This is a genomic window from Streptomyces sulphureus DSM 40104 (genome assembly GCF_000381025.1).
Lineage (GTDB): Bacteria > Actinomycetota > Actinomycetes > Streptomycetales > Streptomycetaceae > Streptomyces > Streptomyces sulphureus.
The window spans coordinates 242,434-267,127 of sequence record NZ_KB905817.1; the positions used below are offsets into that span (position 1 = coordinate 242,434).

Below are 24,694 nucleotides of genomic sequence, written 5' to 3' on the forward strand. Positions count from 1 at the left end.
CTAGAAGCGCAGTTCGAGGAATGGAGTGGGTTGCCCGCCGGGTGTTCCGGCCGCCGGGAACCAGTACCTGGAGCGCCGGTAGCGGGGCGGCTCCAGCGGGGCCCTGGGAGCGGGGCGGCCGGCGAGCAGCGCGGGGTCGGGCTCGCTCACGAGCAGGTGCGCATTGGTGCCGCCGAAGCCGAACGAGCTCACGCCGGCCCGGCGCGTACCGCCCCTCGCCCGCCACTCCGCGAGCCGGCGGACGGGGAAGAACGGCGATGTGTCGAACCGGAAGCGGGGGTTGGTCCGCTCGCAGTGCAGGGTGGGCGGAAGCTGACCGTGCCGGAGCGAGAGCACGACCTTGATCAGCCCGGCGATGCCGGACGCGCTCAGCAGGTGCCCCACGTTGGTCTTGACGCTGCCCACTCCGCAGAAGCCTGCCTCGTCGGTCGTCTCCCGGAAGACGTCGGTCAGCGCCCGCAGCTCCATGGGGTCGCCGATCATGGTCCCGGTGCCGTGCGCCTCGACGTACGAGACCTCCCGCGCACTCAACCCCGCGGCGCGCAGCGCGTCGGAGATCACCTCGCGCTGCGCCTCGGGGTTGGGCGTGGTGATGCCCATCGTGCGGCCGTCGTTGTTGACCGCGCTGCCGTCGATGACGGCCTGCACCGGGTCACCGTCGCGTACGGCGTCCTCCAGCCGCTTGAGCAGCAGCATCCCCGCGCCCTCGCCGAGCACGATGCCGTCGGCCCGCTCGTCGAACGTCCGGCAGCGACCGGTGGGCGACAGCGCGCGGCCCTCGCTCATGCCGACGAACGGGACCTGGTCGAGGAGGATTTCGACGCCGCCGGCGAGCGCCGTCTCGCACTCGCCCGCGCGCAGGCTCTGCGCCGCCAGGTGGACGCTCAGCAGCGAGGACGAGCACGCCGAGTCGACGACCATGGCGGGGCCGCGCACGTTGAGGAAGTGGGAGACCTGGGCGGCGATGAAGTTCTGCGCCATGCCGCTGATGCTTCCGCCCGAACCGGCATGGTGCGAGCCGAAGTTGGACGTCCGGGACCCGGCGAACACCCCGATCCGCCGGCCCGCCACCTTCTCGTGGTCGATACCGGCATCGTGCAGGCACTCCACCGCGACCTCCAGGAACTGCCGCACCAGCGGATCGACCAGCGGCGCCTCCTCCTCCGAGATGCGGAAGAAGGCCGGGTCGAACTCCTCGATGTCCGGGAGGAATCCGCCCCACTTGCTGATGCTGCGACCCGGCTCCTCGTGTTCCGCGTAGTAGCGGTCGACGTCCCAGCGCGAGCGGGGCACCTCGGTCACGGAGTCGGTGCCGGTAGCGAGGTTCCGCCAGAACGTCTCGTGGTCGGGCGCGCCGGGGAAGTGACAGGCGAGGCCGATCACGGCGATCTTTCCCGAACCGGGGGAGTGCGCCGGAGCATGCGGGGCGGTGTACGCGGCGGTGTGCGGGGCGGCGTGCGCGTCCGCGGTGGGGGTGTCGGAGGGACGTGCCGGTGCCCCCGGATCGGGCTGCTCGACCGTGACGCCCAAGTCCCGCAGGTGCGCGGCGAGTCGAGCCAGAGTGGGATGCTCCAGGAAGGCGGAGGGCTCCACGGTGACGCCCAACTCCCGCTCCACGCCCACCAGCAACTGGGCGATCATGATCGAGTCGACGCCGAGGTCGGCGAACTGCGTCTCGGCGCCCACCTGGCTCTCCGCCAACCGGAGCTGCGCGGCGAAGACACCGGCCAGCCGGGAGAGCAGCGCATCCTCCTCACCGGGAGCGCCGACGGGGCCGGCCGCCGGTCCTGTTGCGGCGAGCTGTGCCGGCGGCTGGGCGGCGGGTTGGGTACCGGCCGGGGGCGGCAGCTTCAACCACCCCTCGGGACCGCTCGCTTCGGAGCCGACCGCGCACGGCATCAGCACCGGGCGGTCAGGCACCGCGAGAGCCCGGCGCAGCAGGCCGAGCCCCGCCTCGGTGGAGAGTGTCTCCAGGCCCAGCTCCCGGTACGCGCCGGTCGTCACCTCGGGCATGCCCATCGAGCGCCAGCTCGGCCACTGCAAGGAGCGGTAGCAGCCGCGGCCGACCGCGGCCTGGTACTCGGCGAACCGGTCGAGGAAGGAGTTGGCGAGGGCGTAGTCGCTGATCCCCGCGCCCAGCACCGGAATCTCTCCGGAGACCGAGGAGCAGAGCACGAAGAAGCGCAGCGGGTCGTCGGCGAGCGCGGCGCTCAACTCCCTCACCCCGGCGACCTTGGGCGCGAGGACCGTCCGCATGTCGGCGACGCGCTTGCCGACGAACGCCGGATCGGCGTTGCGGCCGAGCCCCGCGCAGTGCACGACCCCGGCTATCGGACCGTACTCGGCCCGCACCGCCTCCAGCGCCGGGCGCAGCCACTCGCCGTCGTCCAACGGGCCGCTCAGCACCCGCACTTCGACGCCGGGACGCTCCAGCGCCAGCAGCCCGCGCACCCGCTCGACCAGCGAGGGGTCGGTGTCGGGCGCGGAGCAGAGCTCCTCCCAACGCTCCCGCTCCGGCAGCGCCCGCCGCCCCATGAGCACCAGCCGGTCGGCTCCGTGCGCGATCAACTCCGCGGCGACGGTGCGGCCCAGGGCCCCTGTCCCGCCCGTGATCACGACCGGCGCGCCGCCGAGTCCCTCTCGCCAGTCCGCGCCGGCCGGCCCGTCGGGCACCGGCTCCAGCACCGGCAGGTTGCGTACGCCCCGGCGTACGCAGACCTCGGCATCGACGGGGTCCGCCGCGAGTTCGCGGGCGAGGACCGCGCGCAGCCGCTCCGGGGTGAGCGCCGCACCGTCCACGTCCACGGTCCGTGCCCGCACTCCCCGGTACTCGGCGGGCACCGTGCGGACGAGCCCGGCGAACGCGGCGCCGCGCAGGGTGGGCCGCTCGGCTCCGTGGGTGACGAGGCCGCGGGTGAGGTGGAGGTAGCACAGGCCCGTCCGCCGGAAGCGGGCGAGGAGCTCCTGGAGGAGGACGATCCGGGCCCAGCTCTCCGGCGCCTCGTCGCTCGCCTCCTCGACGGTGTCGACGAGGTCGAAGACGGCGTCCACCGGCCTCCCGGCGAGGACACGCGCGGCGATGCGGCTGCCCGCCTCGGGGTCGGCGTCCTCCTCTTCGCTCAGCACGACGAGCGACGCCTCGGCACCGAACGCCTCGCGTGCCAGGCGCTCACCGGCGGGGTCCACGAGCACCAGGACCGACTCCGCGTCGCGGGCGTCGACCGGCTCCGCGCTCGCTTCCTCGGCGCGCCAGACCTTCGCCAACACCTGCTCCGAGGGCGCCGGTTCCACCGCCCGCGGCGGGTCGGCGGTGCCGGCGCCGCCGAGCCAGTACCGCTCGGGCGCGAACGGGTAGGTCGGCAGCGACACCGTCCGCGCGGGCGTCCCAGGTCCCTGGGACCAGTCGATCTCCACGCCGGAGACCCAGAGTTCGGCGAGGCGTTCGGCGCGCCGCTCCCGGAGCATCCGCCGCACGTACTCGATGCCCTCACGCTCGGCCGTCCACGTGTGCCCGGACGCCGAGCCCTCCACCGTGCCGAGACTCGCCCCCGCGACCTCGGCCACCGAGCCCGAGGCGGCGAACGCGCCCAGCGCGTCCCGCAGTTGGTTCGTGTCCTCCGCGACGACGGCGAGCCTCGCCGCCATCGGGGTCCGGCCGGTCCGGCTCGTACGGGCCAACGCCGCGAGGGGAGCCGTCGGTTCGCGGTCGAGGAAGGAGGCCGTCTCGGCGGCGTACGCGCGCAGCCGTTCGGTGTTCCTCGCGGAGAGCACGAAGAGGTGCGGCCCCTCCGACCCGTCCTCCTCCGACTCGGGCTGTGCGGGTGCCTCTTCGAGTACGACATGGGCGTTGACGCCGCCGAACCCGAAGGAGCTCACACCGGCGCGGCGCACCAGCGCGGCACCGTCGGCCGAGCGGGGCTGCCAGTCCCGAGCCGCCAGGACGGGGGCGAGGGTGGTGCCGTCGACCTGGACGAGCGGGTTGAGCTCCTCGACGTGCAGAGTGGCGGGCAGCCGCCTGTTGCGCATCGCGAGCAGTACCTTGACGACGCCGGCGACCCCGGCCGCCGGCTCCAGGTGCCCGATGTTGCTCTTGACGGTGCCGAGCCCTACCTCGGCCGCGTAGCCGGTTCCCCCGGCGTCCCCCGAGAGGCGCCGCCACGCCTGCCGGACGGCGTCCACCTCGATCGGGTCCCCCAACTCGGTCCCGGTGCCGTGCATTTCGACGTACGAGACGGTCTCGACGGGCACCGCGGCGTCCCGGTACGCGGCCACCAGCAGGTCGGCCTGCGCGTCCGGGTTGGGCGCGGTGAGGGAGGTGGCGTGGCCGCCGTGGTTGACCGCGCTCCCCCGGATCACACCGTGCACGCGGTCCCCGTCGGCGAGGGCGCGGGAGAGCGGTTTGAGGAGGAGGGCGGCGACGCCCTCGCCCTTGACGTAGCCGTCGGCACGGCTGTCCAGCGTCTTGCAGCGGCCGTCCGGCGCGAGGACGCCGAGCTGGTGCGCGCTCACGGTGGTCTCGGGGGAAAGGACGAGGCTCACTCCCCCGGCCAGGGCGAGTTCGCTCTCGCCGGAGCGGAGCGAGCGGACGGCCCGGTGCAGGGCGACCAGTGAGCTGGAGCAGGCGGTGTCGATCGACTCGCTCGGGCCGCGCAGGTCGAGCAGGTAGGAGAGCCGGTTGGCGAGCATGGTGCGGGCGAGCCCGGCCCCGGCGTAGGCGTTGGGCTCCCCGGAGCCGAGGACCATCGACTCGTAGTCGGTGAACTGCGTGCCGACGAAGACGCACACCGGGCGTCCGGCGAGCGAGTCGGGGCGGCAGCCGGCGTCCTCCAGTGCCTTCCAGGACTCCTCGAGGAAGAGCCGGTGCTGCGGGTCCATCACCTCGGCCTCAAGCGGGGAGATCTTGAAGAACAGCGGGTCGAAGCGGTCCACGTCCGAGAGGAAGCCGCCCCAGCGCGGGGTGCCGGGGAAGCGCTCGGCCAACTTCCGCCAGTCCCAACGGCCGGGCGGTACCTCCTCGATGAGGTCGCGGCCCTCGTCGAGGTGGGTCCAGAAGGCGTCGAGATCGGGCGAGCCGGGGAAGCGCCCGCTCATCCCGATCACTGCGATCGGCTCCTCGGCCGTGCTCCCGCGCTCGAACGGCGACGCTTCCGCGGAGCGGCGCGCGGGCGTGGCGGCGGCCCGTCCGGGCGCCGGCTCCTCGGCTGCCGGGGCGTGCACGGTGCGCAGTTCGTCCGCGTGGTCGGCCACGAGGCGGTCGCCGAGCTTGCCTATCGTGTTGGCGGCGAAGAGAGCGGTGGTCGGGAGATCGATGCCGTAGCGCTCGTCGAGCCGTTGCGACAGCGCCTTGATACCGAACGAGTCGAGTCCGTACTCACCGAAAGCCGCGTCGGTCTCCAGCGCCGCGGGCGGCACTTCGAGCAGTTCGGTGAGAACGCGCCGCAGTTCCTCGACGACCGCTGCCCGCAGCGCCGCACCGGCCGGCTCCGCGTCCACGGCGGCCGGCTCCGCGTCCGCACCGGCCGGCTCCGGCACCCGCTCGCCCGAGGACCCCGCGCGCCGGGTGCCGGCCTCGGAGGCACGCACATGTGCGCGTACGCGTTCCGGGGCGCCGGGGACCACGAGAAGGCGCCCGGTCTCGGCGCCGAGCGCCAACTCCAGTACACGCTCGGCCTCTTCGGTCTCCAGGAAGCGGAAGCCGGTCGAGGCGAAGTAGCGCTTCTCGTCGTCGGGGTCGACGTGCATCCCGCCGTCCCGCCACATCGGCCAGTCGACGGCCACCGTCCGTCCCAGGCGCAGCCCCGCCGCGCGGGACGCCTCGCGTGCCTCGGCGAAGCCGTCGAGGTAGCGCGCGCCGAAGGCGTAGTCGACGAGGCCGAAGTCGCCCAAGTGGCCCGAGGACGAGGAGTACAGGACGAAGACATCGAGCGGTTGGTCACCGGTTGCCTCGTCGAGCACGCGGGTGCCGTCGATCCTGGGCCGCAGTTGGGCGCGCAGCTCGGTGAGGTCCTTCTCGGGGAGCGGTCGCCCGCTGACGGTGCCCGCCAGGTGGAAGACGCCGTTGAGCGTTCCCCACTCGGAGACGACGGCCTCGACCACCTCCGCCATCCGCACGGCGTCGGCGACGTCCGCCTGGTAGTACGCGACCTCGGCACCGAGGTCGCGCAGTTCGTCGAGTCGGGCCCGGCCCGCGTCGTCGAGCGGGGAGCGTCCGAGCAGGGCCAGCCTCCCGCGCTGCCCGGCTGCGAGGGAACGCGCGAGAAGCTGCCCGAGACCGCCCATGCCGCCGGTGATCAGATAGACGCCGTGCTCCCTGAGCACCGGCCCGGCTCCCGTGCCCCACTCCGCCGCCCGCCGCTCGCGCTGGTGCTGGGTACGGCGGACGGTCCCCTCGTACCGGACGACGGCCGCATCCAGCCGGTCCGCGGTGAGTTCGGCCCGCAGCGCGCTCTCCTCGCAGGGGCCGGCGAAGCGGATCGCGGAGAACTCCGTGCCCGGGGCGATGGCGGCGAGCGAGCCGGCGAAGCCGGCCCACGCCTCGGCGAGCGCCGGGTCCTCGTGCGCGCCGGTGGCGACCTGGACCCGTTCGAGCGCCGCGGCGTCGACCGAGGTGACGGCCTTGAGCAGGAGGAAGAGCGGTTCGGGACCGTAGCGGGAGCGGTGCCCCGCGCCGTCGGGCGAGAACGCGCGGAGGTGGACGATGCGGCCGACCCTCCGCCCGCGCGCGCTCAGCGCCGCGACCAGACTGGCGTACCCCTCCGGGCGGTCGGGGTGGAGCTCGTACGTGTCCTCGCCGAGTTCGGCGAAGGCGGGGCCCGGACGCACCGCCACGGTGGTCCCCGGCAGATGGGGCACGGGGGCGCCGTCCTCCGAGAGAACGAGTGTGGTGCCGTCGAAGGGCGTGGCAGCGGGGGGCGGGCTCGGTGCCTGCCGCCACTCGGTCTCGAAGAGCAGAAGATCGTCGGGGACGGCCTCGGCGGCGGGAGGCGCGTCCCCGACCGCGGGCTCCCTCGCCGTGAACCAGTGGCGCTCCTCGGCGAACGGGTAGGTGGGCAGCGAGCGGCGGCCCGGCACCGTGCGGTAGAGCCCCGGCCAGTCGACGGTCGCGCCGCGCACCCATGCGGCGGCAACGGCGTGCAAGTCCGCCTCCCCGTCAGGGAGTTGCGGCGGCGTGCTCCCGCGTTCGACACGGCCCGCCAGCACCCCGTCGCCGCGGCCCGCCAGCCAGTCGCGCAGCCGGCTGCGGATCTCCTCGCCGTCGCGGGCGACCAGCGCGAGCCGCTCGGCGAGCGCGGGCCGTCCGACCTGGAGGGTGTAGGCGGTGCGCACCGGATCGCTCGCCCATGCGCCGGGGACGGACCGGCCGGCGGACGAGGCGGGCGCGGAGACGAAGGACTGCGCGTACGCGAGCAGGCGTTCGGGGTCCCTCGCCGAGAGAGCGAAGACCACCGACTCGGGCTCGGCCGCCGGTTCGGCGCCCGCGTACTCTTCCAGCACCACGTGGGCGTTCACTCCTCCGTAGCCGAACGAACTGATTCCGAGACGGCGGGGCAGCTCCCGCCCTTCCGCGTCCCGCCGGTCGGTCCACGGCCGGCTGTCGAAGGGCACGTGGAACGGCGAACCCTCCAGCCGCAGATAGCCGTTGAGCTCCCGTACGTTCGCGTTTCCCGGGACGCGCCGGTGGCGGATTGCCAGCAGGCCGCGCAGGAGCGCGGCGATCCCGGCGGCCGGCTCCAGGTGGCCGATCGCGTTCTTGAGCGCGGTGAGCGCGCAGTGCGGCTCCTGCGGCGCCGGGTGGCCCCAGTGCTCGTAGAGCCTGTCGAACGCCTGCCGCAGGCCGTTCACTTCGGCCGGGTCGCCGATGACGGTCCCGGTGCCGTGTGCCTCCACGTAGCCGATGGTGCGCGGGTCGACCGCGGCCTTCAGGTGCGCGTCGACGATGACGTCGGCCTGCGCCCCGGGGTTGGGCGCGGTGAGCGAGTTGGCCCGCCCTCCGTGGTTGACGGCGGTGCCCCGCACCACGGCGTGGATCGGGTTGCCCGCCGCCAGCGCGTCGCTGAGGCGCTTGAGCACCACGGCTCCCACACCCTCGCCGCGCACGTATCCGCTCGCCGCCCTGTCGAACGCACGGCCCACGCCGTCCTCGCTGAGCATCCCCGCCTGCTCCAGGGCTGCGAAGCCCGTCGGCGAGAGCATCAGGCTGACGCCGCCCGCGATCACCGTCCCGCAGTGCCCGCCCTCCAACGCCTCGACGGCGCGGTGGAGCGCCACCAGCGAGCTGGAGCACGCGGTGTCGACCGGTTCGCTGGGGCCGCGCAGATCGAGGTGGTAGGAGATGCGGTTGACGAGCATCGAGGGGGTGAGACCGGTCGAGGCGTAGGCGTCGACCGGCACGCCTGAACGCCGGATCAGATCCGCGTACTCGGCGGCGCCCGCGCCCACGAACAGGCCGGTGCGCGTGCCGGCCAGCTCCCCCGGGTCGATCCCCGCGTCCTCGATCGCACTCCACACGGTGCGCAGCAGCAGCCGCTGCCGGGGGTCCATCCACGCGGCCTCGCGGGGCGAGATGCCGAAGAAGAGCGGGTCGAAGCCGTCGACGTCCGGCATGAAGCCGCCGCGGTGGACGCGGCTGCGGTCGGGGGACTCGGACGGGTCGCCGTACGCGGCGCGCCAGTCCCAACGGTCGGCCGGGACTTCGGAGACGAGGTCGCCGCCGCTCTCCAGGTTGGACCAAAAAGCTTCCAGGTCGGGGGAGTCGGGCATGACGCCTGCCATGCCGACGACCACTACGGGGTCGGAGTCCGGCGAGGGCGCTCGGGCGGTCGGCGCGTCCCTCCCCGCCGGGTTGCGGTCGGGGGTCGGTTCGGAACCGGCCGGCAGTTGCGGCCCTGAGGCCGGCTCCTGGTCCCGGCCCGTCTCGTGCTCGGCCGCCCGGCGCAGTTCGTCCCCGTGCTCCCGGCACAGCAGGGCGGAGAGGGCGGCGGGGGTCGTCGCGTCGAGGAACGTGTCCGGGGTGAGCGACAGTCCGTAGGCGGCGTTCAGCCGGTCGGCGAGGCGGACGAGGCTGAGGGAGTCCAATCCGTGTGCGTGGAAGCTGAGTCGGGGGTCGAGTTCGGACGGCGGGTAGCCGGTCAGGTCGGAGAGCAGGCTCAGCACCCGCTCCTCGACACGGGACGGGTCCGCAGCGTCCGGTGCCTTCCGGTCGTCCGCCGCCTCGGCGGAGGCGCCCGCCGTGGGCGGGACGGGCGCGGCGACCGGAGGCACCTGCCCGGCATCGGCGTGCGCCCCCGGCAGCCAGCAGCTCTCGCGCGCGAAGGGGTAGGAGGGGAGCGAGATCGGCACCGGCCGGGAGGGGTAGAGCGCGTCCCAGTCGAACTCCGTGCCCGCCAACCAGCGCTGTGCGAGGGCTTCCAGGGCCGCGGCGTCGGCCGCCTCGCCGACCGGTTGGGGTTCCGAGGGCCGCAGCCGGCTCTGCGAGTCGGGGGTGCCGAGCAGCACGCCACCGTCGTCGCCCGCGGCGAAGCGTCCGAGCGCGGCGCTCAGTTGCGCCGCGTCGGAGGCGACCACCGCCAGCCGCTCCGCCATCGGCTCGCGGCCCGCCTGGAGCGTCCAGGCCACCCTGTCGAGGTCGAGCGCCTCGCCGGGCGGTGCCTCCGGCCGGGGTCCGCCGGCGAGCACCTCGGCGACCTGCCGCAGGGTGAGGAGTTCGTGCAGGTCGCCGGGGCCGAGCCGGTCCGGGTCGAGGCCGTGGCGCTCCGCGACGCGGCGCACCAGGTCCAGCACCGCGATCAGGTCGAGGCCGAGTTCGACGAGCGGTTCCTCCGGCCTGGCGCCGGCCCCGGCGAGGTCGGCGAGGTCGGCGGCGAGCCTCGCGGCGAGGCCGGGCGCCTCGGCGCCGCCCGTGCCGCGGTCCAGCAACCGGCGCAGGTCGGCGGCGACTTCACGCAACCTGTCCCGGGTGCGGGCCGACAGGACGAAGAGCCTCGGCCGTTCCTCGCTGCGTCGCGGAGCCGGCGCCGCGTACTCCTCCAGGACGAGGTGCGCGTTGGACCCCCCGGCGCCGAAGGCGCTGACCCCGGCCCGCAGCGGCGCCCCGTCCCGCCGCCAGGCGGCGCGCTCCCGCTGGACGCGGAACGGCACGCTCTCCCAGTCGATACGGGGGTTGAGCTGCTCGGCGTGGAGGGAGGGCGCCAGTTCCCCGTGCCGCATCTGGAGCAGCACCTTGGTGACGGCCGCGACGCCCGCAGCGGACTCCAGATGGCCGACGGACGACTTCAGCGAACCGAGCGCGACATCGGGGGCGTCTGTACCCCTTTCACCCAAACCCCGTACCAGGCCGGCCATTTCGGCGGGGTCGCCGAGCGCGGTGCCCGTACCGTGCGCCTCGACGTACGAGACCGTGTCCGGATCGATCCGCGCACGGTGCACCGCCTGCGAGATGAGTTCGCCCTGCGCCACCGGGTTGGGTACGGCGTAACCGCTCGTCCTGCCGCCGTGGTTGAGGGCGCTGCCGCGGATCACCGCGTGGATGCGGTCGCCGTCCCGCTCGGCGTGTGCCAGCGGCTTCAGCAGCAGGGCGCCCACCCCCTCGCCTGGGACCATGCCGTCGCCGCCCGCGCCGAAGCTGCGGCAGCGCCCGTCGCTCGAGGTGAACCCTCCGACGGCGAGCTGGTCGTACTTGCGCGGATGTACGGCGAGGTTGACGCCGCCCGCGAGCGCGTACTCGGCGTCCCCGAGCATCAACGCACCGCAGGCGAGGTGGATCGCGCTCAGCGAGGACGAGCACATGCTGTCCACGGCGAGGCTGGGACCCCGCAGGCCGAGGAGGTAGGAGACGCGGTTGGCTATCGAGGCGTAGCCCATGCCGCCGGCCACGCCCTCCTCGTTCTCGTAGAGCTGGTAGTGGCCGTACATCACGCCGACGTAGGTGGCGACCCTGGCGTCGTGCAGCCGGGCTCGCGGGTAGCCGGCGTCCTCCAGGGTGTGCCATGCCGTCTGGAGGAAGAGCCGCTCCTGCGGGTCGGTGACCTCAGCTTCCTTGCGGGACATCTGGAAGAAGCGCGGGTCGAACTCGTCGATGCCGTCGAGGAATCCGCCCCACCGGCTGACCGCGGCACCGCCCGCGGCGGTGTGCCGCCGCCAGTCCCAGCGCTCCGGCGGGACTTCGCGCACGCAGTCCAGGCCGGCGCTGAGGTTCTCCCAGAACGCGTCGAGGTTCCGGGCTCCCGGGTAGCGCCCGGCCATCCCGATGACGGCGATCGGCTGCCACGCGTCCTCCGGCACCTCCGCCGGCGCACCGCCGTACGCGGTCTCCGGTGCGCGCCGCGGCTCGGGGCTCGTCCCCGAGTTGCTCGCGGCGGGGCGCTCCTCGGCGGCTTCGGGTTCGGGCAGGAGCGCCGTGCGCAGCGCCTCCGCGTGGTGCTCGAGGAAGTAATCGACGAGTTGGCCGATCGTCGGGTACTCGAAGAGGAGCGTGGCCGGCAGCGAGGTACCGGTCTCGGGTGCCAGCTCGTCGGCGATCCGCGGAGTGGTCAGTGAGTCGACGCCGAAGTTCTCGAACGTCTCGTCGTGGAAGAGCCGTTCGTCGGCGATGTGGAGGATGTCCCTGAAGGGCCGCCGCACGTACTCCTCGACGGCCGCACGCAGCGCGCCGCCGCCTCCACCGACCGCGGCAGGCGCCGCCTCGGCCCGCGTCGCCCCGGCCGACGCAGCCGGGCTCGCGGCGGGCTCGGGGGCCGCCGGCAGCTTTCGCCGCGCCGCCTCGGCGACCACGACGCACTGGCTCTCCCCCTCGTCCGCAGGCAGTACCCGGCTGCCCGCGAACCCGGCGGCGGCGAGCGCTTCCTGCCAGCCGGTGCCCGACAGCAGCGGCGAGCCCGGGAGCCGCAGGTGTGCGTCCTTGTTCAGCCACCAGCCGTCGAGGAGCCCGAAGGTGAGGGTGGTGGTCAGGACGTTGCTGCTCGCCTCGTTGAGGACGAGCCAGCCGCCTGGCCGCAGCAGGGTGCCCACGTGCCCCAGGGTGGCGAGCAGGTCCTCGGTGGCGTGCAGCACGTTGGCCGCGACGACCACGTCGAAACCCGCCTCGGCGAGACCCTGCTCCCGCGGGTCGCGGCCGGCGTCCAGCGTCGCGAACTCCACGAAGGGGTACCGCTCGGCGAAGCGTTCCCTGCCGTGCTGGAGGAACGCCATGGACAGGTCCGTGTAGACGTAGCGCACCGGCGAGCCCGCCTCGGCAAGTACGGGCAGTACGGCGGCGGTTGTGCCACCGGTGCCCGCACCGACCTCCAGCACGGTGAGCGGCTCCCCCGTGTCCCCGGCCCGCTCGGCGAGGTACCGGCCGACGGCGGAGGCGACGAGCTCGTTGGCCCGGTCGACGACCGGGCTGCCCCGGTAGGCACCCTCCACGAGCGCGGTGGAACCGCCGGGGAAGAGCACGTCGGTGGCACGGACCTCGCCCCGCATGACGCGGAACAGGTGGTGCATGCAGGGCCCGAGCAGCCGCTCGAAGCCTTCCAACGCCTCGGTCCGCGAGCAGAGTTCGACCAGCTCCTGCTCCGGGTCGCCGGTGGCCGGGAGCGCGCCGGTCACCAGCAGGCCGCCCTCGTCCCGCAGCCGCCCGCGCTCGGTGAGCGCCCGCACCAGCTCGGCGAAGAGGCGCCTGCGCGCGGGGACGACACGGAGCCGCGCCGCCAACTCCGCCTCCGTCCACCGCTCTTCCGGGGCGCCGAAGACGCCTTCGTCGCGGAAGAGGAGCCGGAGCCAGTCGAGCATGATGCGGTCCAGCCGCTCGGCGACCTCCCCGGCGAGGAGCGGCGGGACGGGCGGCACGGCGGCGGCTCCGTCGAGGAGCGCGAGGCCGGTCCCGCCGGCCGTACCGGTGAAGTCGACCCCGGCGGCGGTGAGTACGTCCCTGCTGGCCTTGGTGACGAGCACCTGCCGGTGCTCCTGCGCGAGCACCTGATCGACCGCCGCGCTCCCTTCGGCGGGGTCGAGCGAGAAGATGCCGCTGCGCGCGAGCCGCTGCCGGTAGTGGTCCTGCGCCACGGCGCCGACCGTGCCCCAGAAGCCCCAGTTGATCACCCGGACCGCCGTGTCGAGGCGGTCCTGCAGAAAGTGCGCGAAAGCGTCCTCGAACGAGCTCCCCGCCGCGTAGTTGCCCTGTCCCGCGCTCCCCGACAGCGCGACCGCCGAGGAGAAGAAGAGCACGAAGTCGGGTCGGTGCGACCGGAGGGCGGCGAGCAGCGCCACGCTGACCCTGGTCTTCGCCTCCAGCGCCGCCCTGAAGGTCGCCTCGTCCATGTTCGCCGTGCTCCTGTCGCGCAGCACGATGGTGGAGTGGACGACGCCGTGCAGCGCACCGTGGTCACGAGTGATCTCCTCGACGACGCGCTCCAGTTCGGCCGCGTCGCCCGCGTCGGCCCTCGCGTACCGCACCCGGTCGCCGTCCGGGTCGATCCGCCGCAGCCGTGCCCTGCGCTCCTCGTCCAGGGCGCTCCGGCCGACGAGCACGACCTTCGCCTCGAACTCGCGCACCAGCCACTCGGTCATCTCCAGACCGATACCGCCGGCGCCGCCGAGGAGCAGGTAGACGCCGTGGCGTCGTATCCGACCCGGCGCCACGGGAGTTGCGGCCAGCGGTTCGAGCTTCCTGCCGTGGACGGCTCCGTCGCGCACGACGAGCGGCCCCTGTGCCCCGACCGCGGTCCCCGCGGCCACCAGGCGCTCCAGCATCGCCGCCCTCGCGCGGGGCTCCTCGGTTGCGGTGCAGTCGAGGAGCGACACCTGCCAGTTGGCGCACTCCTGGGCGAGGGACTGCGCAAGTCCGTGCAGGCTGCCCGCAAAGGGGTTGCGCGCGGGCCCGCCGGCCACGTCGCAGACGTCCTCCGTCACCACCACCAGCCGGAGGGGACGCGCCGATCCCCCGCTCGCCAGCAGCGACTTCGCCAGCCCGAACAGGGCCAGTACCCCGCGCTGCTGGCTCTCCTCGAGGTCGGCCGCGTCGTCGTGGCGCACACCCGCGCGAGCGGAGCCCGCCACGAAGTACACGGTCTCCGGAGGGGCTTGGCCGTCGAGCGAGGCGAGCCGCTCGACCGGGGTCAGCACGGGGCCGTCCGACCGCGCGGCCAACTCCTCGGCGAGCGGCAGCGTTCCGGCGTCGTGCACGATCCAGGCGCTCCCGCCCCTCGCGGTTCCCTGGGCGGGCACCCGGAGCGGCCTCCAGCGCGGGACGAAGAGCAGCCCGTCGAGCAGGTCGCTGCCGTCGTACCTGGCGGGTTCGGCGGGGGGCGCCGCCTCGGTGGCGTCGAAGGCAGGTCGCAGTGCGAGGGCATGCAGCCGCACGCAGGTCCTGCCTTCCTCGTCGAGCAGGGACACGTCGTAGCGGTCGGGGCCCGTGGCACGGATGTGGGCCCAGCCGTCGACGGCTGGGCGGTGGATCTCCACGGCCTCCACCGCGTACGGCACCATCGGCCGGCCCGACTCGCGGTCGCGGAGCACGGCGAAGGCGTGCAGGGCGCCGTCGAGCAGCGCCGGGTCGAGCACGTATCCGGCGTGCGCGTGCAGGGGGGCGGCGAGCCGGGCGAGGGCCTCGCCCTCCCCCGCCGCCGCCCATTCCACACCGCGCAGCGTCGGCCCGTAGACGAGTCCGGCCGCGGCGAACTCCTCGTAGAGTCGGTCGCCTTCGAACCGCCGGAGGCAGCGCCGCTCGATCTCCTCGATCGAGAGCGGCTCCTCCTCGGCGCCCGCGGGGAGCGGCTCGGCCGTTCCCTGCGCCAGCACCGCAGCGGCGTCGTCGGCGGCATCGGCGTCCCGCAGGGTGAAGGCGAGCGCTTCCCCCGACGTCCGCAGCGAGAGGTGCGCCGCGCGCTCGCGGCCCTGGACGGTCAGGGGCCTGAGCCAGCGGACCCCGCGCAGCACGAGGCGTTCGGGGAGTCCCGCCTCCCGCGCGGCAGCGCGCGCCAACTCCAGTACGGCGACGCCCGGCAGCAGCGGGACGCCGGCCACGCGGTGGTCGTCGATCACGGGGTGCGCCTCGGTGAACCGGGCGGCGAAGGTGACGGTGCCGTCCAGGCTCGCGGCGGCGTCGACTCCGTCCAGCCAGGGGTGCTCGGTGCCGTGCGGTGCGCCCGCGCCCGGGGTCGCCCCGTTCGGCGGGGGCGCGAGGGTGTCCCCCTCCGTGATCCAGCAGCGCAACTCCTCGAAGGGGTAGCCGGGGAGCGGCACCCGCCCGGGCGCCGTGCGATGCAGCCGCTCCCAGCGCGGCGCTCCGCCCCTGACCCACAGCGCGGCGAGGGCTTCCGCGTCGCGGCGCTCGACCGCCTGCTCCACCTCGTCCCGAGAGACCCGGGCGGCACGGTCCCGCGATCCGCTGCGCACGCTGTCCCGCCGGGCGCCGGACGGGAGCGGACGGTCCGCGGCGCAGGCCGTCAACGCGGCGAGCAGCTCCTCGGTCGACGAGGCGACGACGGCCAGACGCTCGTCGAGCGCCTCCCTGCCCACCTGGAGGGTGTAGGCGACGGCGGCGGGGTCGTGGTGGGCGTCCGTGTCGAGGAACTCGGCGAACCGGCGCGCGAGTTCGCGCAGCCGCTCCGGCGTCTTCGCCGAGAAGGGGAAGACCTGCGGCCCGCCAGGGGCTTCAGCGCCCGCGGGCGCGGCGGCCGACGGGTGCTCCTCGACGACCAGGTGCGCGTTGGACCCGCCGGCGCCGAAGGAGCTGATCCCGGCGCGGAGCGGGCTGCCCTCGGCGGGGAGCCACGGCGCGGACTCGCGCTGCACGTAGAACGGCGAACCCGCCCAGTCGATATTGGCGTTGAGGGTCTCGGAGTGGAGCGAGGGGACCAGGGTCCGGTGCTTCATCTGGAGCAGCACCTTGCAGAGGGCCGCCATGCCGGCCGCCGACTCCAGATGCCCGACGTTGGACTTCACCGAGCCGATCGGCACGCTTCCCGGCGCGAGTCCGGCCGTGTCGAAGGCGACGCCCAGCCCGCGGATCTCCACCGGGTCACCGAGCGCGGTGCCGGTGCCGTGCGCCTCCACGTAGGAGAGGGAGGACGGGTCGACGCCGGCGTCCTCGACCGCGCGGCCGATGAGCTCGCCCTGGGCCACCGGGTTGGGCACGGTGAAGCCGTTGGTACGGCCGCCGTGGTTGAGGGCGCTGCCGAGCACCGTGGCGTAGACGTGGTCGCCGTCGCGCAGCGCGCTGCTCAGCGGCTTGAGGAGGACGGCGCCGACGCCCTCGCCCGGTACGTAGCCGTCTCCTCCGTCGCCGAAGCTCCGGCACAGGCCGTCGCTCGACGTGAACCGGCCCTGCCCGAGGAAGCGGTACTTGTAGGGGTGCACATGGAGGTTGACGCCGCCGGCGAGGGCGACCTCCGCGTCCCCCGACCGCAGGTCGCGGAGGGCGAGGTGGATGGCGCTCAGCGCCGAGGAGCACATCGAGTCGAGAGTGAGGCTCGGTCCGCTGAAGCCCATCGTGTAGGAGACGCGGTTGGCGATCGACGCGTAGGACGAGGCGGCGATGCGTCCGTCGTCGCCCTCGTAGAGCTGGTACAGGCCGTACATCGCGCCGACGTAGACCCCGACGCGTGCGGAGCGCAGGGCGGCCCTCGCGTAGCCGGCGTCTTCGAGGGTGTGCCAGGCCGTCTGGAGGAAGAGCCGCTCCTGCGGGTCGATGATCTCGGCCTCGCTCGGGGAGATGCCGAAGAACAGCGGGTCGAACCGGTCGATGCCGTCGAGGAAGCTTCCCCATCTGCTCTGCCGGGCGGCCCGGTCGGCCTCGGTGGCGTTCTCGTACTCCCGCCAGTCCCAGCGCTCCGGGGGGATCTCGGTGATGAGGTTCCGTCCTGCGCTGAGGTTCTTCCAGAAGCCCGCCAGGTCGTCGGAGCCGGCGAAACGGGCGCTGACGCCGACGATCGCGATCGGCTCCGCCGCGCCCGTCGAGCGCCCGCGGGGTTCCTCCGGGACGGGCACGGGCGCGGGTTCGGTCTCGGGCAGCTCGGAACGGTGCGCGTCGGCCGGTTCGTCGGAGGCCAGCGCCGCCAAGCGCTCGCCGTGCCGCTGGGCGAAGTACCCGGCGAGCGAGCGCAGGTCCTGGTACTCGAAGAAGAGCGTCTTCGGCAGGGGGCCGAAGTCCTCCTCCAGCTTGCTGTTGAGGTCCATGATCAGGATCGAGTCGATGCCGTACGCCTCGAAAGCGGTCCCCGGCTCGATCTCGTCGGCCGGCATCTCGAAGACGTCGGCGAGGACCCTGCTCAAGTGGCTTTCGGCCAACTCCCCCGGCGTACGCCCCTGGCCGCCCGGTCCCCGCTGAGCTGCCTTCCGAGCGAGCCGGCGGTGGGACGCCGCTTCGAGGAGTTCGCCGATGCGCTCGCCGTGGCCCGCTGCGATGAGCACGCGGCTGCCCTCGGCGGGCGGATGGTCGAATGCGGCGTCGAAGGCGGCGAGCCCCTCGTCCGTTGCGATCGGCCGCAGCCCCTTCTCCGCCGTCACACGGTCCTGCGTGGAGCGGTCCACGCCCATGCTCATTCCGCCCTCTTCCCACAGCGACCACAGCAGGGAGAGCGACCGCCCGGAGCGCCGGCCGGCACGGCGCAACTCCTCGCGCCGGTCGGCGAAGAAGTCGAGGAAGCGGTTGGCGTAGGCGTAGTCGGCCTGGCCCGGGGAGCCGGCCGCACCGGAGACGGAGGAGAAAGCGACGAAGAAGTCGAGGGGGAGTTCGGCGGTGGCACGGTCCAGCGCGACGGTCCCCGACACCTTCGCCGCCACCACCTCCGCCATCTCCGCCGGGCTTTTGCGCACCAGGTAGCCGTCCCGGACGACGCCGGCGAGGTGCAGCACCCCGTGCAGCTCCCCGAACTCCGCGCCGATCCACTCGGCGAGCGCCTCGGCCGCACCGGGCTCGCCCAGGTCGGCCCGACGGTAGACGGCGTCGACGCCCTCCTCGCGCAGTCGGGCGAGGTGGTGCGCGGCATGCTCGTCGAGCGGCGAGCGGCCGGTGAGCACGAAGCGCACGCGGTGCCGGGCGGCCAGGTGGCGCACGAGGATGCGCCCGAGCCCACCGAGCCCGCCCGTGACGAGGTAGGTGCCGCCCTCGCGCAGCGCGGGGCCCGCTCCTTCGGAGGGGAAACCGTCGAGCCGCCGCCAGCGCGCGGTGCGGCGCTCGCCGTCACGGTGGGCGACGGCGAAGGCGTGGTGCGCCGCCGCGACCTCGGCGGCGACCAGGCGGGCCAACTCCTCGGTGGGGGCGGGCGGCACCGCGACCGTGGACATCAGGAAGCCGGGCTGTTCGTTGGCGATCGTCCTCGCCAGGCCGTCGAGCGCGGCGCTCCGCACGGCGTCGAGGCCGCCGGCCGCCTCGTACACGTAGAGCAGCCGCACCGGCTCCTCGAACCTCGCACGCGACCAGGCGCGGAAGACTCCGGCGAGGGTCAGCAGCGGCCGGTCGAGCGGTCCCTCGTCCCCGAAGGCGGCGGCGTCCCAGACGATCGTCGTCGGCGCGCGTCCTTGCTCCTTCAGCCTGCCGAAGAGCTCGGCCCAGTCCTCCTCCTCGTCCCACCGCAGGCGCCAGCCGCCGTCCTGCTCCGCCGTCAGCCCACTGCCGGGCCGTACGGCCTCGACGGTTCCGGGCACCAGCCGTGCGCCCAGCCCGGAGTCGGCGCCGACGACGAGCACGGCACCGTCCGCCTGCCGCGCCTCGCCCGGCGGCGAGGACTGCCACACCTCCTCGAAGGCGACCGTGCCGCTCGGCGCTTCCCGCTCGACGGGGCGCAGTGCGTGGACGCCGCCGACCTTGCGGGTGGCGAGGCCCCGCAGGCGCAGTGCGACCCGGCCGGTGTCGTCGGTGAGGGTGAGGTCGTGCCCTGCCGTCGCCGAGGAGCCGGCGGCGCGTACGGCGTGGACGTAGCCGCGTGTCGGCAGCGGGCGTACGAGCTCCAACGAAGCGAGCGAGAAGGGCAGTTGACGCTCGGTGGTGGCCTCGGGCGCGGGCGAGGACCACAGTGCGGCCTGCAGCATGCCGTCGAGGAGCGAGGGGTGCAGGGTGAACTGCTCGTGGGGAAGGCCGACGGCCTCCGGCACTTCGAGTCTCGCCAGCGCCTCGTTCTCGCCGCACACCAGGGAGCGCAACGGGCGGAAGCTCGGCCCGTACCCCCCGCCGAGCCGGTCGAAGAGCGCGTAGCACTCGTCGCCCGCGACCGTGCGCGAGCAGCGGGCGCGGACCTCGGCGAGGTCGAGCAGCTCCTCCCCGGCGAATACGCCCTCGCCGAACCCGATCCGGCCGAGGGAGCAGACCTCGCCCTCGTCACCGTGGCCCACCTCGTAGGAGACCCCGTCGGGCGAGGCGGTGAGGCGCAACCGGACGCGCACGGGCTCGTCGGTGACGGTGATGGGCCGCGCCCACAGCACGTCGGTGAGGGTCCGTACCGGGCCGCGCCCGGTGCGCGCCGCGGTCGCCGCCGCCAGCTCCAGCGCTGCGACCGCGGGCAGCAGGCGGACCTCGCCGATCGCATGGTCCCGCAGGAAGAACTCGTCCCCCGTCAACGTGACGGAGAACTCCTGCCCTTCGGCGTCCACCGCCTCGGCGAGCAGCGGGTGCGGGGCCGGACCGACGGCCGGACGCGGTGCCGGCTCGGCCACCCAGTACTCCCGGGTGGCGGCGGGCGGCACCGGCAAGGAGAGCCGGGCGGGCCGCGGTCGGGGGTACAGACGGCGCCAGTCCACGGTGGCACCGGCCACCCAGAGCCGCGCCAGCTCCTCGGGGCCGCCGCTCGCCGCGGGGCCGTCTGCGCCGGGTGCTGCGCTGCCGCGCGCCAGTCCGTGCGCGCCCTCCGGGTCGGCCGCGAACGTGCCCAGCCGCTCGGCGAGTTCGTCGAGCGAGGAGACGACGAGCGCGAGCCGTTCGCCGAGCTCCTGCCGCCCCGCCCACAGGGTGTGGGCACAGCGCGCCAGGGTGTCGGTTTCGGTGCCGTGCTCCTCGTCGGCGCGGCGCGCCGCCCACCGGGCCAGGCGGTCCGCGTACCGGGTGAGCTGCCCGCTCCCCGAAGTGGACAGCACCACGAGGTGCCGCTGCGAAGAGACGTTCTGCCTGTCAGCCATCTACCGTTCCTCTGCCTCTTCGAGGAGTACGTGCACGTTGCTCCCGCCCATGCCGAACGAGCTGACACCCGCTCGTCTCGGCTGGGGCTCTCCGTCCGCTCCGCCTGCCGGTTCCCAGGCCGCGGTCTCCCGCTGGAGGCGGAAGGGGCTGCCGTCGAGTTCGAGCATGGGGTTGGGGTTGTCGAGGTGGACGAGCCCCGGGAGGGTGCGGTGCCGCATCGCCAGCAGCACCTTCACCACGCCCGCCACCCCCGCGCTCGCCTCCAGGTGCCCGATGTTGGTCTTCACGGAGCCGAGCGCGACGCCCGCGGGCTCGGGCGCCGGGCCCCAGCGGTCCGCCAGCCGCGCGAAGCCGTCCTTCAGCCCCTCCACCTCGATGGGGTCGCCGAGCTCCGTGCCCGTTCCGTGCGCCTCGATGTAGCCGACGGAGGCCGGGGGGACCGCCGCCGCCTCGTGGGCACGCACCAGCACGTCGCTCTGTGCGCGGGGGTTGGGGACGGTGAGCGAATGGGTGCGGCCGCCGTGGTTCTCCGCCGAACCGATGAGGACGCCGTGCACCGGGTCCCCATCGGCCCGCGCCCGGTCGAGCAGCTTCAGCATGAGCAGCACGACGCCTTCGCCCCGCCCGTATCCGTCGGCGCGCGCGTCGAAGGTCTTGCACCTGCCGTCGGGGCTGAGCATCCCCGCCCGGCGAAGGCCGAGGAAGCCGTACGGCGAGAGCAGCAGGTTGGCGCCGCCGGCGAGTGCCGCCTCGCATTCGCCGAGTTGGAGGGCGCGGGCGGCGCGGTGGAGGGCGACGAGCGAGCTGGAGCAGGCGGTGTCGTAGATGGCGCTCTGCCCGGTGAGGTTGAAGAGGTGGGAGATCCGGTTGGCGGCGACGGAGGCGACGTTGCCGAGCAGGAAGTGGTCGTCCGACGCGGCCTCGTGCCCGAGCAGGCTGAAGTAGTCGGCGCCCGTGAGGCCGACGAAGACGCCGGTCGCGGTGCCGGAGAACTCCTCCGGCGCGAGGCCGGTGTCCTGCATCGCCTCGTGTGCGGCGTGCAGCAACAGACGCTGCTGCGGGTCCATTTGGGCGGCCTCCCGCGGGGAGACGCGGAAGAGCGGGGCCTCGAACCCGGCCACGTCCGGTACGAACGCGCCCTGGAACGCCTGGGGATCGCCGCCGCCGTGGCGGTCGAAGAGCGCGCGCGCGAAACCGCGCTCCTGCGGGTACGGCGTCACGAGGTCGCGCCCCGCGGCGAGGTGCGACCAGAACTCCTCCAGCGTCTCGGACCGCGGCAACCGCGCGCCGATACCCGTGATCGCCACCGGCGGGTAGCCGTTGGCAGCCCCGAGCTCCGCCGGGCGGACGGGCGCGGCGCTCTCGCGGACCGTGGCCCTCCCGGCGGTCGCGGGCGCCGCGGGCTCCGTCGACGCGCCGTAACGGGCGGCGAGTTGCTCGGGGAACCGGTCGAGGAGATGCTCGGCGAGCGCCTCGACCGTGGGATGCCCGTAGAAGACCGTCGGCGCCACCGCCAGGTCCAACCGGTCGCGGAGTACGGCGCTGAGCCGGGTGAAGCGGATCGAGTCGAAACCGAAGTCGCCCAGCGGGCGCCGCGGGGAGACCTCCTCTGCGGGGAGCTGCGCCAACTCGGCGACCCAGCCGAGTAGTTCCTCGGCGAGCGGGCCCGACAAGGCCGTGTGCGCGGGCGGTTGCGCGGTGTCGTCGTCCGCGGCGGGGTGCTCGGCGCCGACGGGATGCCCGTACGTGCGCGCGATCTCGTCGAGCCCGAGACGCTCCAGCGGCCCGGTGTCGACCTTCGCGTTCGGCGTCTGCGGGAAGTCCCTGAGGAAGACCAGGCGGGCGGGGACCATGTAACCGGGCAGCCACGCCGCCGACTCCTCCAGGATGCGGGTGGCGGCCCCCGCGTCCGCCGTCGCCGGTACGCGCACGAAGCCGACGAGCGCCGAGTGGCCCGGCGTGTCCTCGCGCAGCAGCACCCGCGCCTCCTCCACGAGGTCGCTGCGGCTCAACGCGGCCTCGATCTCGCCTGGTTCGATGCGGTAGCCGCGGAGTTTGACCTGCCGGTCGAGGCGGCCGAGGATTTCCAGGCTGCCGTCGGGCAGGTGCCGCCCGGCGTCCCCGGTCCTGAAGAGTCGCCCGGGTTCGCCGAGGAAGGCGCCGTCGGGGAACTTCTCCGCCGTCAGTTCGGGCCTGCCGTGGTAGCCGAGGGCGACCCCGTGCCCGGCGATGTGCACCTCGCCGGTGACGCCGAAGGGGACCGGCCTCCGCTCTTCGTCGAGAACGTGGATGCGGGTGTTGGCGACGGGGGTGCCGACACCGGTGGAGCGGTGCGGCAGCACTCGGGCGACGGAGGACCAGATCGTCGTCTCGGTCGGTCCGTACATGTTCCAGACCTCGTCGGCCCGGTTGAGCAGCTTCTCCGCGAGCGCGGGCGGCAGCGCCTCGCCACCGCAGAGGATCTTCCCCAGAAGCCGCCCCGTCCAGCCGGCCGCGAGCAGCATCTGCCACGTTGCAGGGGTCGCCTGCACCAGCGTCGGCGCGGAGCTCTCCAACCGCTCCCTGAGCGCGAACCCATCCTGGACGACCTCGCTCGGGGCGATCTCGACGGTGGCTCCGCAGGTGAGCGGCAGCAGCAGTTCGAGCCCCGCGATGTCGAAGCCGACGGTGGTGACGGCGAGCAGCCGGTCCCCCTCGGCGCACCCCGGCCGCTCCCGCATCGAGGCGAGGAAGTTGGCGAGGTTGCCGTGGCTGATCCGCACCCCCTTCGGCACGCCGGTGGAGCCCGAGGTGTAGAGCACGTAAGCCGTGCGGTCGTTGAAGCCGCCGGGGGCGGGGTCCACCGGGTCGAGGCGGGGCGCCGCCGCGTCGTTCCAGTCGACGTCGTCGAGGAGCAGCACCTCGACCGCGGCCGAGGGGAGCGCGGGTGCGCACGCCGTGTCGGCGACGAGGGCGGTGAGCCCGGCGTCCGAGGCGATGAACTCCAGGCGCTCCGCGGGAAACTGCGCGTCGAGGGGCACATAGGCACCGCCGGCGCAGCCCACCGCCAGCAAGGTGACGACCAGTTCGGCCCGGCGGTCGGCCAACACACCGACGAGCGCCCCGTCCCGCACCCCGCGCTCGCGCAGCACGGCGGCGAGGAGGCGGACCCGGTCGGCGAGTTGGCGGTAGCTCAGGCTCTGCTCCGCATCCACCAACGCCGTGGACTCCGGGGTGCGTTCGGCCTGCGCGAGGACGAGCTCGGCGGCCGTCGCATGGCAGGGGTACTCGGCCTCGGTGGAGTTCACCTCGCGCAGGAGCTGCCGCTCGCGCGGGTCGGCGAGTTCGACGGCGCCGAGCACGCCCTCGGTGTCCTGGGCCATCCGCGCGAGGAGTGCGCGGTAGTGCTCGGCGAAGCGCTCGACGGTGGACCGCTCGAAGCGGGCGGGGTCGTACTTGGCGTACACCAGCGCCCCGCCGCCGTCGCGGACCACGACCTCCAGGACGAGGTCCGACTCGCCTTCCTGCGTGAAGTCCAGGGCGTCCTCGATGAGCGTCTGGCCCGCCGCCATGTCCAGGTCCCTGCCGACGCCCTGCTGCAGGTAGAAGCCGATGTCGAACTCGGCCCGGCCCCCGCCCTCCCGCCGCAGGTCGCCGACGACCTCGGCGAACGGGTACCGGCTGTGGTCCTCGGCGTCGAGCAGCTCCTCGTGCACCGCGGTGCACAGTTCGCGGACCGTCATCCGCGGGGTGCAGGCGGTGCGGAGCACCACGGGGTTGATCAGGTACCCGACGGTGCGGTCGAACCGCTGCTCGTGGCGGCCGTCGGTCGGGACCGTCACGCAGATGTCGTCCGCGCCGCTGTAGCGGTGGAGCAGCCAGACGAAGGCGGCGTGGGCCACCGTGAACGGCGTCAGCCGCAGCCGCCTCGCCGCCTCGCGGACCGCCTCCCATTCGGGGCGGGCGAGTCCCAACTGCACGCTCGCTCCCGGCGGTCGCGACGGCTGCGTCCCGTGGCGGTCGGCGAGCCGGTCGAGGACGGCTCCGCTCGACGCGCCCCGCAGCCTGCGCGTCCAGTACGCCTTGTCCTCCGCCGCCTCGGGACCGGCGAGCAGCTCCCGCTGCCGCCGTACGAACACGCTGTAGGGGACGGACGGTTCGGGACGCACCGGGTCGCCACCCGTCGCACGGCTCTCGTACTCGGCGACGAGTGCGCGCAGCAGCAGGTGGCTGGAGACGCCGTCGGTGACGAGGTGGTGGAAGACGAGCAGCAGCACCGGCCCCGACCACGGTCCGCGGACGAAGTAGGCACGGTGGAGCGGGTCGTGCTCCACGTCGAACGGCGTGTGGATGAGCCGCCGCACCCGCTCCCGCGCCTCGCCCTCGGTGAGATGGGCGAAGTCCAATTCGGCGAGTGTGCACGGGCGGTCGGTGACGACCTGTTCCGGTCCTCCCTCCCCCGCCACGACTTTGATCCGCAGGGCGGGGTGCTGCCGTACCACCGCCGCCAGCGCACGCCGCAGGACGACCGGGTCGGCATCCGGCCGCAGCCGCAGGGCGAGCGGGAGGTTGTACGCGGTCGAGCCGGGGGCGTCCTGCTGGATCGCCCACAGCGCTGCCTGGCCG

2 protein-coding genes (1 of these 2 cut by a window edge) are annotated in these 24,694 nt (G+C 74.1%); both read right to left on the reverse strand.

The genetic code is table 11. The features are described from left to right. Nucleotides 1-20,088: an SDR family NAD(P)-dependent oxidoreductase gene (locus F603_RS0116415; protein ID WP_019547081.1), complete on the reverse strand. Its 20,088-nt coding sequence runs from the start codon at nt 20,086-20,088 to the stop codon at nt 1-3. Further along, nucleotides 20,089-24,694, reverse strand: the 3' portion of a protein-coding gene (locus F603_RS0116420) for a non-ribosomal peptide synthetase (RefSeq protein ID WP_019547082.1). Its footprint extends 212 nt past the window's final position; only the last 4,606 of its 4,818 coding nucleotides appear in the window; the start codon falls outside the window, past its right edge; it ends in the stop codon at nt 20,089-20,091.

Excerpts from the sequence above, each read along its gene's own strand:
- F603_RS0116415 (WP_019547081.1), bottom strand. The coding sequence starts at position 20,088 with ATGGCTGACAGGCAGAACGTCTCTTCGCAGCGGCACCTCGTGGTGCTG.